The 16,287-nt window shown below is 69.8% G+C and carries 18 protein-coding genes; all 18 read right to left on the bottom strand.

The annotated features are described in order from the left end of the window. Window positions 1-183: 183 nt before the first annotated feature. Window positions 184-999 (bottom strand): alpha/beta fold hydrolase, encoded by an 816-nt coding sequence (locus ACWEKM_RS36405; RefSeq protein ID WP_451625559.1) that lies wholly within the window; start codon window positions 997-999, stop codon window positions 184-186. A 5-nt stretch (window positions 1,000-1,004) separates the two neighbouring features. After that, window positions 1,005-2,207, bottom strand: coding sequence for a thiolase family protein (locus ACWEKM_RS36400; RefSeq protein ID WP_451625558.1), 1,203 nt, complete (start codon window positions 2,205-2,207; stop codon window positions 1,005-1,007). Beyond that, entirely contained in the window at window positions 2,204-2,851 is a 648-nt protein-coding gene (locus tag ACWEKM_RS36395) for a CoA transferase subunit B (protein ID WP_451625557.1), read from the bottom strand. The genes ACWEKM_RS36400 and ACWEKM_RS36395 overlap by 4 nt, the downstream gene beginning before the upstream one ends. Next, window positions 2,851-3,609: a CoA transferase subunit A gene (locus ACWEKM_RS36390; RefSeq protein WP_451625556.1), complete on the bottom strand. Its 759-nt coding sequence runs from the start codon at window positions 3,607-3,609 to the stop codon at window positions 2,851-2,853. The genes ACWEKM_RS36395 and ACWEKM_RS36390 overlap by 1 nt, the downstream gene beginning before the upstream one ends. Continuing rightward, on the bottom strand, window positions 3,606-3,902 hold the full coding sequence (gene catC, locus ACWEKM_RS36385; RefSeq protein WP_451625555.1) for a muconolactone Delta-isomerase: 297 nt from the start codon (window positions 3,900-3,902) through the stop codon (window positions 3,606-3,608). The genes ACWEKM_RS36390 and catC overlap by 4 nt, the downstream gene beginning before the upstream one ends. Before the next feature lie 6 nt (window positions 3,903-3,908). Beyond that, a complete protein-coding gene (gene catA / locus ACWEKM_RS36380) occupies window positions 3,909-4,763 on the bottom strand; it encodes a catechol 1,2-dioxygenase (protein WP_451625554.1) in 855 nt (284 codons plus the stop codon). Window positions 4,764-4,803: 40 nt separating this feature from the next. Then, window positions 4,804-5,907 (bottom strand): mandelate racemase/muconate lactonizing enzyme family protein, encoded by a 1,104-nt coding sequence (locus ACWEKM_RS36375; RefSeq protein ID WP_451625553.1) that lies wholly within the window; start codon window positions 5,905-5,907, stop codon window positions 4,804-4,806. 112 nt (window positions 5,908-6,019) lie between these two features. Further along, window positions 6,020-7,240: an amidase gene (locus tag ACWEKM_RS36370; protein ID WP_451625552.1), complete on the bottom strand. Its 1,221-nt coding sequence runs from the start codon at window positions 7,238-7,240 to the stop codon at window positions 6,020-6,022. After that, on the bottom strand, window positions 7,237-7,752 hold the full coding sequence (locus ACWEKM_RS36365) for a flavin reductase (RefSeq protein WP_451625551.1): 516 nt from the start codon (window positions 7,750-7,752) through the stop codon (window positions 7,237-7,239). The genes ACWEKM_RS36370 and ACWEKM_RS36365 overlap by 4 nt, the downstream gene beginning before the upstream one ends. Window positions 7,753-7,844: 92 nt before the next feature. Beyond that, the gene (locus ACWEKM_RS36360) at window positions 7,845-8,798 is read right to left on the bottom strand and encodes a PDR/VanB family oxidoreductase (RefSeq protein ID WP_451625550.1); all 954 of its coding nucleotides are present in this window, start codon (window positions 8,796-8,798) and stop codon (window positions 7,845-7,847) included. Between the two features lie 41 nt (window positions 8,799-8,839). Further along, window positions 8,840-9,601: an SDR family NAD(P)-dependent oxidoreductase gene (locus ACWEKM_RS36355; protein ID WP_451625549.1), complete on the bottom strand. Its 762-nt coding sequence runs from the start codon at window positions 9,599-9,601 to the stop codon at window positions 8,840-8,842. After that, window positions 9,598-10,122 carry an aromatic-ring-hydroxylating dioxygenase subunit beta gene (locus tag ACWEKM_RS36350; RefSeq protein ID WP_451625548.1) on the bottom strand — a complete coding sequence of 175 codons (525 nt, stop codon included), beginning with the start codon at window positions 10,120-10,122 and terminating at the stop codon, window positions 9,598-9,600. Before ACWEKM_RS36350 ends, ACWEKM_RS36355 begins: the two co-directional genes overlap by 4 nt. Continuing rightward, window positions 10,112-11,386, bottom strand: a complete 1,275-nt coding sequence (locus ACWEKM_RS36345) for an aromatic ring-hydroxylating oxygenase subunit alpha (protein ID WP_451625547.1) — start codon at window positions 11,384-11,386, stop codon at window positions 10,112-10,114. Before ACWEKM_RS36345 ends, ACWEKM_RS36350 begins: the two co-directional genes overlap by 11 nt. Further along, window positions 11,383-11,751: a hypothetical protein gene (locus ACWEKM_RS36340; RefSeq protein ID WP_451625546.1), complete on the bottom strand. Its 369-nt coding sequence runs from the start codon at window positions 11,749-11,751 to the stop codon at window positions 11,383-11,385. Before ACWEKM_RS36340 ends, ACWEKM_RS36345 begins: the two co-directional genes overlap by 4 nt. Window positions 11,752-11,767: 16 nt before the next feature. Further along, the gene (locus tag ACWEKM_RS36335; protein ID WP_451625545.1) at window positions 11,768-12,898 is read right to left on the bottom strand and encodes an acyl-CoA dehydrogenase family protein; all 1,131 of its coding nucleotides are present in this window, start codon (window positions 12,896-12,898) and stop codon (window positions 11,768-11,770) included. Window positions 12,899-12,998: 100 nt separating this feature from the next. Beyond that, on the bottom strand, window positions 12,999-14,225 hold the full coding sequence (locus ACWEKM_RS36330; RefSeq protein WP_451625544.1) for an amidohydrolase family protein: 1,227 nt from the start codon (window positions 14,223-14,225) through the stop codon (window positions 12,999-13,001). Beyond that, window positions 14,222-15,658 carry an ATP-binding protein gene (locus ACWEKM_RS36325; RefSeq protein WP_451625543.1) on the bottom strand — a complete coding sequence of 479 codons (1,437 nt, stop codon included), beginning with the start codon at window positions 15,656-15,658 and terminating at the stop codon, window positions 14,222-14,224. Before ACWEKM_RS36325 ends, ACWEKM_RS36330 begins: the two co-directional genes overlap by 4 nt. An 11-nt stretch (window positions 15,659-15,669) precedes the next feature. Further along, on the bottom strand, window positions 15,670-16,287 hold the full coding sequence (locus ACWEKM_RS36320) for a response regulator transcription factor (protein ID WP_451625542.1): 618 nt from the start codon (window positions 16,285-16,287) through the stop codon (window positions 15,670-15,672).

The following is a 16,287-nucleotide window of genomic DNA, read 5'->3' as shown; positions in this document are numbered from 1 at the left end:
ATCGGCCAGATGAGCCCGAACGCCTTCGAACAACGATCAGTTACTCTGACCACTGCCGCATAACAACCGGTGTCCACGATCCCGGGTCAAGCCCCAACCATTTGCCGGTCGGTCTAAGCCGAAAACCTCAGTAGTCAGCCTGCGCGATCGCCGCAGGGGGCTGCAGCATGCGCAGAGACTCGCTCATCGCGGTTTCGAAATTACTTGGGTAACCGTGTTCAGCACCCTGCGGACGGCTCCGGGGTCCTCAAGGGCCAAGTGAGCGCAATCGGCGATGCGCAGTGTGGCCTGTGGAAGGCCGGCGACGAGTTCGCGGGCATGTGCCACCGGGGTGGCCGCATCCCTCGTCCCGCCGACTACCCATGTGGGCACCCGAACGCTTGGCAGATCCGCTCGCAGGTCGAGCTCTGCAAGGGCGTCGCAGCAAGCCGCATAGCCGGAAGGATCCACCGCCGCGAGGGAACGCACCAAGGACCGGCCGAGCTCCGACCGTGCCGTCTGCTGATCGCCGAACCATCGGGCGGGGCTGCTTGCCACCAGCGGGGTCATGCCCGCACTGCGGACCAGGGCGGCCCGCTCCAGCCATCCTGCCCGGGAACCGAAGTGGGCCGACGTGCAGATCAGGGCGAGAGCACTGATCCGGTCCGGGTACCTGACGGCGAGCTGTGTGCCGACGGCTCCTCCCAGGGAGACGCCGGCGTAGCTGAAGGTCTTCCGACCCTGTGCGTCCACCAAGGCGAGTACGAGTTCGGCGAGATCCGCCACCGTCGTACGCCCAGGCAGTGGGTCCCCGAGGGTCTCCGTCGGTGAGGCGCCATGGCCGGGCAGGTCGTAGCGGAGCACTCGGAACGTTTCGGTGAGGCAGGCGATGTGCGGGTCCCACAAGGCCCGGGTGGTACCCAGGGAGGGGCCGAGAACCAGCAAGGGGCCGTCGGGCGGGCCGGAGATGTCGTAGTGGAGCCGAGGCCGGTCGGCGGACGGACGTATTGTTGATGCCATTGCCTTCAGCTTTCGAGAACGAGGGCGAGACCCTGCCCCACGCCGATGCACAGCGTGGCCACGCCGACGCCACCGCCCCGGCGGGCGAGTTGGTGAGCGACCGTGCCGACGAGGCGCGCCCCGGAGGCTCCGAGCGGATGCCCCAGTGCGATGGCTCCGCCCTGCGGGTTGAGGACGGTCTGGTCGAACGGGGGCCACTCGGCGAGACAGCCGAGAACCTGTGCGGCGAATGCCTCGTTGAGCTCCAGAACCGACAGGTCCGCGAAGCTCTTGCCGGCTTTGGCCAGTGCCCGGTTGACGGCTGTGACCGGGGCGAGTCCGAAGTAGCGCGGGTCGAGGGCAGAGACACCGGTCGCGCTCACCCGTGCCAACGGCTCACGGCCCGTGGCCCGCAGGCCTTCTTCGTCGGTGAGGAGCAACGCGGCGGCGCCGTCGTTGAGAGGTGAGGCATTGCCCGCGGTCACTGTGCCGTTCTCGGGGCGGAACGAGGGTTTGAGCTGTGCCATCGCCTCGGGCGAGGCATTGGCGCGCACCGACTCGTCGGCGCCGAAGACCACGGGGGTGCCGTTTCGCCGCGGTATGAGCACGGGTGTCAACTCGGCCCGGAGCAGTCCCTGTTCCTGTGCGGCGACCGCTTTGCGGTGGCTGTGCAGGGCGAACTCGTCCTGCTGCTCGCGGCTGATCTTGTGCTTCTCGGCGATCAGCTCGGCCGACTCACCCAGCGGGATGGTCCACTCGGGGTTCATGGCAGGGTTGACCAGGCGCCAGCCCAGTGTGGTCGAGTACAGCTCGGCGTGCCCGGCAGGGAACGGCTTGCCGTTCTTCGGCAGCACATAGGGCGCGCGAGTCATGGATTCCACGCCGCCGGCGACTGCGATCGAGGCATCACCGACAGCGATGGCACGGGCGGCCTGGATCACGGCTTCGAGGCCAGAGGCGCACAGTCGGTTGACGGTCGTTCCGGGCACAGAGACGGGCATGCCCGCAAGGAGGGCGGCCATGCGGCCGACGTTGCGGTTCTCCTCGCCCGCGCCGTTGGCGTTCCCGAAGTAGACATCCGAGATCCGGGAGGGGTCCAGTGCCGGTGTCCGGGCCAGCAGGTCGCGGATGGTGTGAGCGGCCAGGTCGTCCGGGCGTATGCCCGCCAACGCGCCGTTGTACCGGCCGATCGGTGTACGCACCGCATCGACGACGTAGACGTCTCTCACGCCTGGCTCCCCTGCGCGACGCGTACCGTCGCGCCCGTCCTGGCCACTACGGTGTCGGCGCTGATCCCTGGTGCCGTCTCCACGAGGTCGAGCCCCTCGTCCGTTACGTCGAGCACGCCGAGGTCGGTGATGATCCGGCTCACACAGGCCTTTCCCGTGAGCGGCAGGGTGCACCGTTCGAGGATCTTCGGTGCGCCGTCCTTCGCCATGTGTGTCATGACCACGATCACCTTCCGCGCGCCATGTACCAGGTCCATCGCTCCGCCGATTCCGGTGACCAGCTTGCCGGGGACGGCCCAGTTGGCCAGGTCGCCGGTCGCGGACACCTGCATCGCGCCAAGCACGGCGACGTCGATGTGTCCGCCCCGGATCATCGAGAAGGACAGCGCCGAGTCGAAGAAGGACGCTCCCGGCAGTACGCTGACGGTCTCCTTGCCCGCGTTGATCAGATCCGGGTCCAGGGCGTCCTCGCCGGGGTAGGGGCCGGTGCCCAGGATGCCGTTCTCGGATTCCAGGACCACCTCGACGCCCGGCGGCAGGTGGTTCGGGATCAGCGTCGGCAGTCCGATGCCGAGATTCACGTACTGACCGTCCCGCAACTCGCGCGCGGCCCGCGCGGCCATCTCCTCGCGTGTCCAGGCCATCAACCGCTCACCGTCCGTCGTTCGATCTTCTTGTCCGCCGCCTGCTCGGGTGTCAGGGCGATCACCCGCTGCACGAAGATGCCCGGCAGATGGACCGCGTCCGGGTCGATCTCGCCGGGCTCGACGAGTTGCTCCACCTCGGCGACCGTCACCTTGCCGGCCATCGCGGCGAGGGGGTTGAAGTTCCGGGCGGACTTGTTGAACACCAGGTTTCCGTGCCGGTCCCCCTTCGCCGCGCGTACCAGCGCGAAGTCGGTACGGATGCCGTGTTCCAGTACGTGGCGCACGCCGCCGAACTCCCTTACCTCCTTCGGCGGCGAGCCGAGCGCGACGCCGCCCCGGCCGTCGTAGCGCCAGGGCAGCCCGCCCTCGGCGATCTGCGTGCCGACCCCGGCCGGAGTGTAGAAGGCGGGGATGCCGGCGCCGCCGGCCCGAAGCCGCTCGGCCAGCGTGCCCTGGGGAATCAGCTCGACCTCAAGTTCACCGGCGAGGTACTGCCGGGCGAACTCCTTGTTCGCGCCGATGTAGGAGCCGGTCACGCGGGCGATCCGCCCGGCCGCGAGCAGCACCGCGAGGCCGGACTCCATCGCCCCACAGTTGTTCGAGACCACCGACAGCCTGCTCGCACCCTGTCTGTACAGGGCCTGCACGAGCACGTTCGGTACGCCGCTCAGCCCGAAACCGCCCACCGCCAGCGATGCGCCGTCCGGCACATCGGCCACCGCCTCTGCCGCGGTGGTCACTGCCTTGCTCCTCATGCTTCGCCCTCACCGGCCGCGAGATCGGACGGGTGTTGTGCCAGCGGTATGACTTCGATCTTCATGAAGGGGAAAAGGGGGAGGTTCCAGAGGATGCGGTGCAGTGCCTCGTTGTCGGCGACGTCGAAGACGCTGACATTGGCGTACTGGCCGACGCACCGCCAGATGTGCACCCAGTGTCCTGACTTCTGCAGTTCCTGGCAGTACGTCTTCTCTCGGGCTACCAGGTCCCCGCGGACCTCGGGAGCGAGGTCGCGGGGCATCGTCACGTCCATCCGTACGGCGAAAAGCATGACGCGTCAGGCCTTGTCGAGGACGAAGTCGTAACGGACCTCTTGAGCGTCGCCCTTGCCGGTCGGGGTCGGGTGCAGGATCAGCTCGGGCTTCACCGCCGAGGCGATGTCGTTGTCGACGTACTGGCCGCCCTGGAAGTACAACTGGGTGGTGATGAGCTGATGCCCGGGCGCGGAGACCTTGAGGTGCAGGTGGGCGGGGCGCCAGGGGTGCCAGCCGGCCGACCGGATGAGCTTGCCGCAGGCGCCGTCGGTGGGGATCTGGTACGGCGCGGGCCCAATCGTGCGGATCTTGAAGTGCCCCGTCTCGTCGGCGAGCACGGTGCCCCGCAGGTTCCACTCGGGCAGCCCCGGCGCGAACTGGGAGTAGTAGCCGGCGTCGTCGGCCTGCCAGATCTCCACCTTGGCGGCCGGCAGCGGGTTTCCGTCCACGCCGACCACCTGGCCCTGGAAGAGCAGCGGGGTGCCCGCCTCTCCCTCGCGCATGGGCAGGGTCGCCTCGGCGGGCAGGGCCGGCGCGTCGGGAACGTAGTACGGGCCTTCGATGGTGCCCTTGCTGCCCTCGCGGGTCTCGCCGGCGACTTCCTCCACGGCGTGCTCGACCCAGACGTCCAAGAAGAGCGGCCACTCGCCGTCCTCGCCGACCTGGATCAGCCAGGACTTCAGGGCGTCGTACTCGGCGTAGGTGACCTTGTGGCGGCGAATGATGTCGTGTGCGGCGGTGAGCAGTTCGGTGACAAGAGTGTGGACGCGCCGGGTGTCGACGTCGGCGGTCCGCGGCTTCTGTTTGCCGCGGAACTGCTCGGTCGCGGCGGCTCCGGAGGCAGCGGCTGTGGCCTTCTCGGCGGCTATGTCGGTCATGGTGTCCCGTTCCCTTTCGTGGTTCGCGGCTTGTGCTGTCTCAGTGGTCCTGGCGGTAGCGGGCCAGTTTGTCCGGGGCGATCCGGATGCCGAGTCCGTCGCCCTCGCGGACAGGGAGGATTCCGCCCTCGATGACCAGCGGCTCGGCGAGCAGGTCGTCGGTCATGTCGAGGAAGTTCGACAGTTCTCCCGGGTGCCGGGCGCTGACGAGGTGAGCGGCCCCGAAGGCGACGGTGCACAGGGTGCCGATCTGTCCATCGACCTGGTTGCCCATCACCACCTCCACGCCGAGCCCCTCGCACTCGTGGAGCACGCGCTGGGAGGCGGTGAACCCGGTGCGCGCGGTCTTGATGCTGATGGCGGTGGCCGAGCCGCCGAGCAGTTCACGAGTGACTTCGGCCGGCTTCGTGGCGCTCTCGTCCGCGATGAACGGCAGGGGGCTGCGCGCCACGAGCCAGCGGCGGCCCAACACGTCGTCCGCAGGGCAGAGTTCCTCGGCGAAGACCAGACCGAGCTCCTCCATCTCACGCAGGGCGCGCGCCGCCTCGGAAGGCGTCCAGCCCCGGTTTCCGTCGATGTACAGGCTGACGTCCGGCCCGAGCGCCTCGCGCAGGGCGCGGCACGCGGCGACATCGTCGGTGTACGGCCGGCGGCCCACCTTCACCTTGAACGTGGTGATGCCGTAGGTGCCTCGGATGCGCTCGGCCTCCGCGACCATCTCGTCGACGGGGGCGAAGCCGACCATGTGGCTCACGCGCATTCCGTCGCTGTAGCCGCCGAGCAGCCCGGACACCGGCATGGCGGCATACTGGCCGAGGATGTCCCACAGGGCCATGTCGATGGCGGCCTTGGCGGTCGGGTTGCCGACGGTGCGGTCGATCCTCTGGTGTACGACCTCGCGCGACAGGGGGCTCAGGCCGAGGATCTGCGGTGCGAACGCCTTCTGGATGACTGCGATGATCGATTCCTGGGTCTCGCCGTAGGTGAAGGGGCGCGGCGGTGCTTCGGCCGTGCCGATGACACCCTCGTCGGTATGCACCCTCACCAGTACGTGCTCGGCCGTGTGCACCTCGCCGCTGGCGAATCTCAGCGGCTTCGCGTACGGGATGGCGAAGGGGATGGCCTCTACTTTGATGATCTTCATGACATACCTTCGAGTAACACGTCGTCGTGCTCAGGCACCTGGGGAAGTTCGTGCGGCGGCGAGTTGTCGCCGCGATGGGTGGGTCAAAGGAATGCCTTGGGATCGGTGGGGTTCACGTGTGGCTCTCGGCGCTGTCGTGGATGAGTGCCTCCATGTGCCGGGCAATGCCGAGCAGGAGGCCCGCGCGGTCGGGGTGTCCGATGAGCTGGAGGCCCAGGGGCATGCCGTTGGGGTCGCGGTGGCCGGGGACGGTGGTCACGGGCAGACCGAGCAGCTGCCAGGGGCGGCTCAGGACCGGTGTTCCCGTGGCGTCCAACCCGCGGGGGGCGGGCCCCGGGGCGGCCGGGCCGAGGATCACGTCGGCATCGTCACGCAGCAGCGCGAGGACCCTGGCACGGGCGACGGCCCTGACCGTGAGGGCGGCCTCGTAGTCGGTTGTCGAGGTGTCGCGTCCGCGGGCCAGGAGTTCGTTGAGCGGGGCGCTCAGGGATTCGGGCTGCCGTGCCTCCACGTCGAGCGCGCGGGCGGCTTCGTAGGCCATGACGACCGCGTGTGTCTGCGCTAGTTCCGTCGTACTGACAGGCAGGGCCGGTTCCGTCGTCCGCGCGCCGGCCTTCACGAGGGCCTGGCCGGCGTGCTCCAAGGCGGCGAGCATGGCGGGGTCGATGCCGGCCAGTTCTGTACCGGGCCACAGCAGCACTCTGATCGACCGGGGCCGCTCGGCCCGGACGCTGTCGACTGCCTCGACCGCGGTGGCCAGAGTGCCGATATCGGCCGCGAGGAGTCCCGGAGCATCCAGGGTCGGGCTCATGCCTGTGAAGCCGGCCGTCGGCCAGGTGCCCGTCGCGGGGACGTACCCGGCGACACCGCAGAACGACGCGGGCCGGGTCAGGGAACCCGCGGTCTGCGAGCCCAGCGCGAGTGGCACCACCCCCGCCGCGACTGCGGCGGCCGAACCACTGGAGGAACCGCCCGGCGTGTGCTCCGGGTGGTGCGGATTGCGGGTGGGGCCGGGATGGAAGTAAGCGAACTCGGTGGTCACGGTCTTGCCGAGAGGAACGGCTCCGGCCGCGCGCAGCCGTTGGACCAGCCAGGCGTCGGCCTCGGCGATCCGGCCACGGCGAAGCGGCGAGCCGCACTCCGTGGGCAGGCCAGCGACGTCGATGATGTCCTTGACGCCGAACGGTACCCCGCCCAGCGGCCCGCCCGGTGCCCGCTCGGCCCGCGCGCGGGCCCGATCGGCGTCGACCCGGACCCAGGCCCGCAGTCCGGGCTCGGTCAGCTCCAGCCGACGCAGCGCCTGAGCCACGGCAGCGGCGCGCTGGGCCGTCATGACGGGGAGCCTTCCGGGACGAGGGGGGCGGCGTCGAGCCGGTGAAACGCCCTGTTGAAGTAGACGAGGCTCTGGCCGCCGGAGCAGGTGCGGATCTGTTCGATGTCGACGAAGAGCACGCTGTGCGAGCCCATGGGCACGGTGTGCTTGATGGTGCCGACCGCTGTGACCAACGCGTCCTTGAGGACGGGAACATGTTGGGTACGGTCCCAGATGTCCCAGGTGAAGCGTTCGGCCATGGCCACCTTGGTGGCTCCGGCGAAGTGCAGGGCCAGTTCCTGCTGGTCGCCGCCGAGGACGTTGAGGCCCACACGCCCGTTGGCCCCGAAGACGTCGTGCATCGCACTGCCCCGGTTGACGCACACCAGGACGGTCGGTGGGTCGTCGGTCACCGAGCACACTGCGCTGAGGGTGATACCGCAACGTCCGCTCGGTCCGTCGGTGGTCAGAATGTTGACGGCGGCCGGGAGGTGAGCCATCGCCTCCCGGAAGTCGGTGCGGCTGGGGGGCACGGCGTCACCCTTCCTGTTGTGTTCGTACGTCGGAATGCTCGAAACCGTCGGTGTGCCGACGTCATCCGGAGAGCCGGTGGCACGGGTGCCGCTCACCACAGCTCCACCACCAGACGCGGCGACTTCGCTCGTGACACACAGGCGGCGATCTGTTCTCCGTCCGCCTTCTCTTTCGCGGAGAGGCAGTGGTCCCGGTGGTCGGGCTCGCCGTCCAGGACGCGCAGCACGCAGGTCCCGCAGATGCCCTCGCGGCACGAGGTGTCGAGGGGAACGCCGTTGGCCTCCAGCACTTCGGCGATACTCCGGTCCGGCGGGACTGTGTACACCTCGCCGGTGTCCAGTTCGATCTCGAAACCGCCCGCGGGACCGGCGTCCGGCACATCACCGGCCTGGAACAGCTCACGGTGGATGCGCTCTTCGGCAACCGTGCGAGCAGCCAAGGCCGTGATCTCGTCCATGAAGCCCAGGGGGCCACAGGTGTAGACATGGGTCCGAGGGCCCGCGTCCGCCAGCTCGGTGGCCAGAGCCGCGGCAGTGGCCTCGCGCCCCAGGCCGAAGTGAAAGCGGACCCGGTCGGCGAAGGAGCCGCGCTCCAACAGGCCGGCGAAGGCGGCCTGGGTCCGGCCGCGGGCCACGTAGTGCAGCTGGAACTCGGCTCCGGCCGCATGCAGTTCGTAGGCCATCGCCAGCAGGGGGGTGATGCCGATCCCGGCGGCCACCAGGTGGTGCTCCGCTGCGTCGTGGACGAGGCCGAACAGCTGTCGGGGCGCGCCGACGGTCAGCTCCGTGCCCGGTGCCGCCTTCTCGTGCAGGGCCACCGAGCCGCCGCGCGAGTTCTCCTCGCGCTTGACGGCGATGGTGTACGCGCCGGTGTCGTCGGGCGGTCCGCACAGCGAGTACGGGCGGGTGACTCCGGTGGGCCCGGTCACATCGACGTGCGCGCCCGCAGGGTAGCCGGGGAGCCTCTCCTCGTCCGTGCGGACGAGCCGCAGGACTTTGACGGTGTCGGTTTCCTCGATGGTCTCCGTGACGGTGACAGTGAACATCCGTCCGCCTTCGCGATCGCAGATGGGGCTGACAAGCGCCGTCAGCGCATGTACAGGCCGCCGTTGGCGTCCCAGCAGGCTCCGGTGACCGTGTCGGCATGCTCGGCGGCGAGCAGGACGGCCATGTCGGCCACGAAGTCGGGCCGACCGAGCCGGCGGACAGGAATCGAGGACTCGATCCGCGCGAGCTGCTCGGCGGCCACCGTCTCGCGGACCACCGGCAGGTCCAGCGGTCCGGGGGAGATGGCGTTGACCGTCACGCCATGCGGGCCGAGTTCACGGGCGAACACCTTCGTCAGGGTCGCGACCCCGCCTTTGGCCGCCGCATAGTGGGCGCCGGTGGCCGTCCCCCCGTTCTGTCCGGCCAGCGAAGCGATGTTGACGATGCGTCCGTCGCCGCGCTCGGCGAAGTAGGAGCCGAGGACCTGGCAGCCGAAGAACGTGCCGTTGAGGTTGGTCGACACCACGGCCTCGAAGCTGTCCGGGCTGATCTCCATCAGCGCCTCCGCCTTGGAGTGGCCGGCGTTGTTGACCAGGACGTGCACGCCGCCCCAGTGCTGGACCAGCCGGTCGCGGACGGTGGCGAAGGCGCTCTTGTCACGGACGTCCAGGGCGAGTCCGACGGTGCGGTGTCCCTCCGGATCGAGGTGCGCCGCCGCCTCGGCCGCGGCCTGTTCGTCAAGGTCGGTGAGGGCCACGCGGTAGCCGTGGTCGTACAGCCGTGCGGCGATGCGGGCGCCGAGGCCGCGGGCCGCGCCGGTCACCAGGGCGACGCGGCGGGTGTCCTCCTCGGGCCGGCTCACAGCAGAAATCCCGATGCCGTGACGGCTTCCTCCGAGTTGACCAGCTGGACGATCTTCCGGAGGATGCGCGGGCCATCGGCCCCGAAGACGACGCGGTGGGTGACGTCGGCGGCGAGGACGAAGGTCTCCCCGCGCTTGTAGCCGACCAGGATCTGTGCCGAGCAGATCTCGACCACGTCCTCTTCGCGCCCGGTCACCACGAACCGGGAGACCGAGCGGACGGTCCGGGCCGCCGCGGTCGCCGAGATGGAGAATCCTCCGGTGAGGCGCTCGACGCGCATACGGCGCATCCGGTCGTCGTCGTAGACGAGGTTGAGGTGGGAGGCGAAGTCGCTCGCCTCTCGGTCGATCGGGACGACGTACTTCCCGCCCTCGGCCCACAGCCCGTCCCATTCCTGGTAGCGGCGGGCGTCCAGGAGGTGGGCTTCACGCCAGATGAGGGAGACCGCGGCCAGGACACGGGGGTCGCCGAGCGGAAGGTCCGCCACCGCGACCGCCCCGCTGGGGGCGTCAGCTGACATCGTTCATCATCCTCTTCCACATGGCGTACGCCTCGCGCATGCCGGTCTCGTCGGTCGCGTGGGAGGTGGCCTGGCCCAGGACGTTCGGCTTCTCGCGGCTGAGGCCACGGTTGACGAGGATCGGCATGTCCACGCTGCCGGCCACGCCCCGCTGGACGCGGTTCCAGGCCTCGGCGTCGTCAGGGCTGCCGAAACCGAAGGGGCCTTGGAAGTGCTCGTGGATGCGCAGCCGTTCACGATTGACGATCTCCGGGCCGCCGTCGAGGCCGAGGGCGACGTGCCGGATCTCGGTCTCGCCCACCGATATCGGATGCAGGACGCGGAAAAAGGCCATGGACATCGCGACATTCGGGAAGAGATTCAGGTTGAACCCCGCGCCGTGCAGCGAGCGGACAATGCGCCGCACCTTCTGCGGCGGCATGTCCTTGGACAGTTCCTCGACGATGTGGCTGAAGCGGTCCTGGAGCTTCTCGGTACCGTCGTCCACGTCGAGGTCGGCATGGTCGGCGACGGAGACGGAGACGCTGTGGCCGTTGCCGAGGGCGTGGGTGACTGCGGTCTCGTCGGTCATGATCGACAGCATGCTCGCGGTCTCGGCGTCGACCGAGGACATCCAGGAGCGGTGCACGATCGGGAAGTGGTACCAGTCGGTGGTGTTCTCCAGCTGGATCTTCCAGTTGCCCTGGAACCTGAACTTGTGCTCGCCCTGCACCTTGACCGGGTAGCCCGCGCCCTGCTTCATGAAGCGGTCGATCCACAGCCGGGCCCCGCCGAGGAAGTCCTCCAGCGGCTCGATGCCATGGTCGAAACTGGCGAACACCATGCCCGCGTAGCTGCCGACCTTGAGCCGCTGCAGCGGCAGGTCCTGCTTCTCGACAACGTCCTCGTAGCCCTCGGGGTAGGGGATGCCGCGCAGGGTGCCGTCGAGCGCGTACGACCAGGCGTGGTACGGGCAGGTGAAGCCGTTGCCGTTGCCCTTGGGGGTCTCGCAGACGCTGGCCCCGCGGTGGCGGCACCGGTTGAGCAGGACGTTGATCCCGCCCTTGCGGTCCCGGGTCACGATGACCGGGCGGCGGCCGACCCAGGCCGTCTTGAAGTCGCCCGCCTTGGCGATCTCGCTCTCGTGGGCCACCCACACCCAGGTGCGGTGGAAGATCCGGTCCATCTCGCGCTCGAAGAGGGCCGGGTCGGTGTAGAGGGTGCCCGCGACGCGATCGGTGCCGACGAGCGAGGCGATGTCGGAAGTCCCCGGACGCGCGGTCATCGGGCGGCCCCCGGCTGGGGCAGCGGGCGGCCGAGGCGCGCCTCGATCTTCATATAGCGCCACAGGCCGTGCTCGCCGACCTGGACGGTGCGCAATAGGTTGCAGGCCGCAGCCACGGTCGGCTGGTCGACGACATCGGCCAGCACATAGCAGGTCCAAGGCCAGGAGTCGGAGGGGCCGACCATGTGCTGGTCGTCGTCGACGGTGCCGAGGACGGTCACGCCGGGCAGCTCGTACAGCTGGGTGAGCATGGTGGTGAAGCCGTCCCAGACGGTCTTGCCCCGGCCGGTGGGCAGGTCGAAGAAGTTCTGGTTGACGCCGATACAGAACAGCACGCGCAGCGGGGCGTTCGCGGGTTCGGGCACGGAGGGCTCCTGTCTGTCAGAGGTAACCGGGGAAGGGCTGGACGCCCATGAGGACCGCGCCCGCGCCGTCGTACACACCCTCCTGAAGAAAGGCGTGCTGCGGCACGACCGAGGCGTCCCGCAGGGCGCGCTCCAGCGGACTGCCGTCCGCGATGGCGGAGATGCCGGCGAGCTGATACGCGGCCCGGACGACCTCGAAGGAGGTCCTGGCCAGGTGCGCGGAGGCGAGCCGCAGCGCACTGGCGTGCCCGGGCGTGGCGGGATCGCCCGCCGCCACGGTCGCCCACACCTCCTCAGTGGCCTCGTAGAAGAAGGCACGCGCCGACCGCAGCTCGGCCTCCGCCCGGCCCACCGCGATGCGGTAGGTGGCGCGCTCGGCGGGCTTGGGCGCCCCGGTGTACCCGGCGCGGCCGCCGGCGGCGATGGTCCGGTCGAGCGCGGCGCGGGCGACGCCGAGGCCGACGACGGCCAGGACCTGCGCGGCGTAGGGGACGGCCGGATAGCGGTAGAGCGGCTCGTCGACGGTGGGTTCGCCGCCGCGGACGAACGTCCACTCCTCGGGGACGACCGCCCCGTCGACGACCAGGTCGTGGCTGCCGGTGCCGCGCATGCCGATGACGTCCCAGTTCTCGACGATCCCCACCTGTTCGGGGCGCAGCACCGCGGTCAGCGGCCGTCCGGCCCGGTCGTCACCGGCCTTGATGCCCACCCCGAGGAGGTCCGCCCCCTTGCAGCCGCTGGCGAACTTCCAGCGCCCCGAGACCCGGTAACCGCCTTCGGCGCGCTCGGCGGGGTGAATCGGGAAGAGGCCGCCCGCGAAGGCCACATCGGGGCCGTCGGCGTACAGCCGCGCCTGGGTTGCCTCGGGGAGCGCGGCCAGATAAATGCCGGACGAGCCGAAGCTGGCGACCCAGCCGGCAGAGCCGTCGGCCTCCGATATGCGCTCGATGAGCGCCAGGAATTCGGCGGGCGGCAGGGCATCCCCGCCGAAACGCTTCGGGACCCCGGCCCGGTAGATTCCCGCACGCTTGAATTCGGCGATCACATCCGGCGGCACATGCCGCTTCTCCTCGAACTCGGCCCGCCGTTCGGCGACAACCGCAAGCACCTGGTCAAGGGTTTCCGGGGGAGTCGGCGTCCGCGTCATGGGAGATTCTCCTCGCATTCCCGGGCGGTTTTCTTATCCGCCGCCCCTTCACGCTAGGGGCCGTGATTCACCTCCCACAATTGGGGATTGACTGCATCGACTAGGGGATTTTCCGTAGCAGGTTTTTCCGTACGGCTCCCGCCTGCGCGACCAGGACGACATTCTCCGGACTGCCGAGTGCGGCGATATCGCGGAGCGGATCCCCCTCTACCACCACGAAGTCGGCCGTCTTGCCTGTCTCCAGGGAACCCAGCCGGTCGTCGACGCCCAGGAGCCGGGCTCCGTTCAGGGTGCCCGCCGTGATCGCGTCGAGGGGCTCCATGCCCAACTCGGCCAGGTACGACAGCTCCATCAGATTGCGGGCGTGCGGGACGACGCCCGCGTCCGTGCCCAGGGCGATGGGGACACCCCGGCTGATCGCGTGCGCGATGTTCTCCTTGCTGATCCCCGACCAGCGGCTCTTCTTGCGGTAGTGGTGCTCGGCCATCGCCGCCCGGTCGAGCGGGGCGAACACGGTGGACAGGGTGGGGACGAGGAACACGCCCGTCTCCAGGGCCAGATCGCACAGTTCGTCGGTCATGCCGTAGCCGTGCTCGACGCTGGTGACCCGGGCCCGCAGGGCGTTGCGGATGCCGGCGCTCCCCTGGGCGTGCACCGCCACGGGCTTGCCGCGGTGCCGTGCCGCCTCGTCGACGACGGCGGCCATCTCCTCGCACGTCAGCCCCTCGTCGTCGGGGTCGTCGTGCGGGCTGCCCATGCCGCCGGTGGCGCAGACCTTCACCACGTCCGCTCCGGCGCGCAGCACTCGCCGGGCAGCGAGCCGCACCTCGTCGGCCGTGTCGGCGAGCTCGCCCAGGTGGGGGGCGGCGTCGATGCCGCCGGGCAGCGAACAGTCGGCGTGTCCGCCGGTGTGGCTGATCACCTTCACGGCGACCTGGAGCCGGGGGCCTTCGATCAGGCCTCGCTCGATCGCGGTTCGGTAGCCCGCGGGCACCCCGCCGAGGTCGCGCAGTGTCGTCACGCCCGCGTCCAGGGTGGCGCGCAGCCGTCCCGCGATCTCGAAGGTCTCCACCGTCGGGTCGGCGGCCAGCCCCGCGATCAGCCCGCGTTCCGGGGTCATGCACAGGTGTGCGTGGCAGTCGATAAAGCCGGGCAGCAAGGTCCTCCCGCCCAGGTCGGCCGTGGTCGCGTCGGGCGTCGGCGGTGCGGTGGCCGCCGGCCCCGCGTATGCGATCAGTCCGTCGTCGTCCACGACGAGGACCGCGTCGGGGACGGGAGCGGCTCCGGTTCCGTCGATGAGGGTGGCGTGCTGGTATCGGGTGGTCATGTACTTCCTGTTTCTGTTTCCGCGGCGGCCGGGGGCAGCGTGAAGCGGAAGACCGAGCCCCTCGGCTGGTTCGCGCTCACGTCGATCCGGCCGCCGTGACGGGTGATGATGCGGTGGCTGAGGGCGAGGCCGATGCCGCTGCCGTTCGCCTTGGAGGTGAAGCCGCCGTCGAAGATCCGGTCACCGGGCGGCGGCCCCTGGCCGCGGTCCCGGACCGCGAGTTCGGCGGAGCCGTTCCTGCTGCGCCGGGTGGTGATGTGCACGGTGCGGTCGGGCCGCGGCCGGCCCGCCATCTCGTCGATCGCGTTGAAGGCGAGGTTCATCACGACCTGCCCGATGAGCACGTTCTCGCAGCGCACAGGCAGCGGCTCGGCGGTGAGTTCGAGTTCTATGGCCACCGCATGTTCCTGGGCCCGCAGTTCGATGAAGTACGCGCAGTCGCGCACGATCACGTTGAGGTCGGTCAGTCGCTCGGACTGCTCCAGGCGGCCGACGTACTGCCGCAGGCTGCCAAGGATGCGCCGGGCGCGCTCGATCTGCCGGGCGGCGTTGTCCAGCCCCCATGCCACGGACTCGTCGCCGGTGCCGAGTCGGCCGCGTGCCCCTTCGACGAAGTTGTACGCGGCGGCGAGCGGCTGGCTCACCTCGTGGGCGATCGCCATCGCCATGTCGCCCATCGCGTTGTACCGGGCCAGGTGGTCGAGGTGCTGGGTGTCGCGGCGATGCTCCTCCTCGGCGCGCACCCGGTCGGTGATGTCGTAGAAGAGGAGCATCCGGCCGCGCAGGTCGCTCTCGATCTCGATGTGCTGGCAGGTCGCCGCGTACCAGCGCGATGCGCTTGCGGGTGCGGCGAACCGGTAGCGGCCTTCTCGCACTGGCACGACCCCGTCGTGGCAGTAGTCGGCGAAGTCCGCTCCGTGGAGGTCCCCGCCGAGCAGCCGTGCGGCCGACTCGCTGGCGAAGACGACACGGTCCGCGTCGTCGAGGACGACGATGCCCTCGGCGAGGCTGCCCAGGAAGGTGCGCAGCCTGCTCTCGGTGCGGAACAGGTCGCGTCGGACCGCCTTCTCCTCGGCGATGTCGCGGAACTGGACCAGCACCACCGTCCGCGCCGACAGGTCGACGCGGATCGCGATCGCCTCGGTGAGGATCTCCTCGCCGCTCTTGGACCGGTAGCACCACTCGGTGGCGCTGGTGCCGTGCTCGACGGCCTGCCCGAGCCAGCGGTGTCCGAGTTCGCGGCTGTACTGGCGGGCGTTCTTGCTCATGTCCGGCGCTTTGAGTGGCCGCAGCTCATCGACGGTCCGGCCGAGCAGGTCGCAGGCAGCTCGATTGGCCCAGAGGATCTCGTAGGTGCGGGCGTCGTGCAGCAGGACGCAGTACTTCAGGGCTTGGGTGAGCTCCCGGAAGTCGGTGGGCGCGAGGGGGTCCACGGTCGTTCCCCTCACTCGCCCGCAGGGAGGCGCAGCCCCAGCCGAAGCAGGTCGTGCACGAGCGTGGCGATGCTCTCGGCACCGGTCTTCTCCCGGATGCGGGCGCGGTGCACATCGACGGTCTTGGCGCTGATGCCCAGCCGCCCCGCGATCTGCTTGATCGGCACACCGTCGACGGCCAGCCCGAGCACTTCCCGCTCCCGTGCGGTCAGACCGCGCAACCTGGCACGCATCTCGCTCTGCCGGGTCGCCCACGCAAAGCGCTCGCGGGCCGTGCGCCGCGCGGCCTGCACGACATCCAGCATGTGCTGGGGGTCGTAGGGCTTCTCCAGAAAGTCGACGGCCCCGTTCTGCAGGGCGCGGACCGACATCGGGATGTCGCCGTGCGCGGAGACGAAGACGACCGGCAGCGGGGCGCCCGTCTCGTTCAGCCGTCGCTGGACATCGAAGCCGCCGAGCTCGGGCATGCGGACGTCAAGGACCAGGCAGGCCGGGCGGCCCCGGTCGTAGGAGCGCAGAAAGGCCCGGGCGTCCTGGAAGCGCTCCGAGCGGATGCCGACCGACTCGAGGAGCCAGGCCAACGACGCGCTCAGCTCCTCGTCGTCGTCCAGGATGTACACCAGACACAT

The organism is Streptomyces sp. NPDC004752, assembly GCF_053601275.1.
The sequence above is the reverse complement of the archived record's forward strand: the minus strand, read 5'-3'. Positions and strand labels throughout refer to the sequence as shown.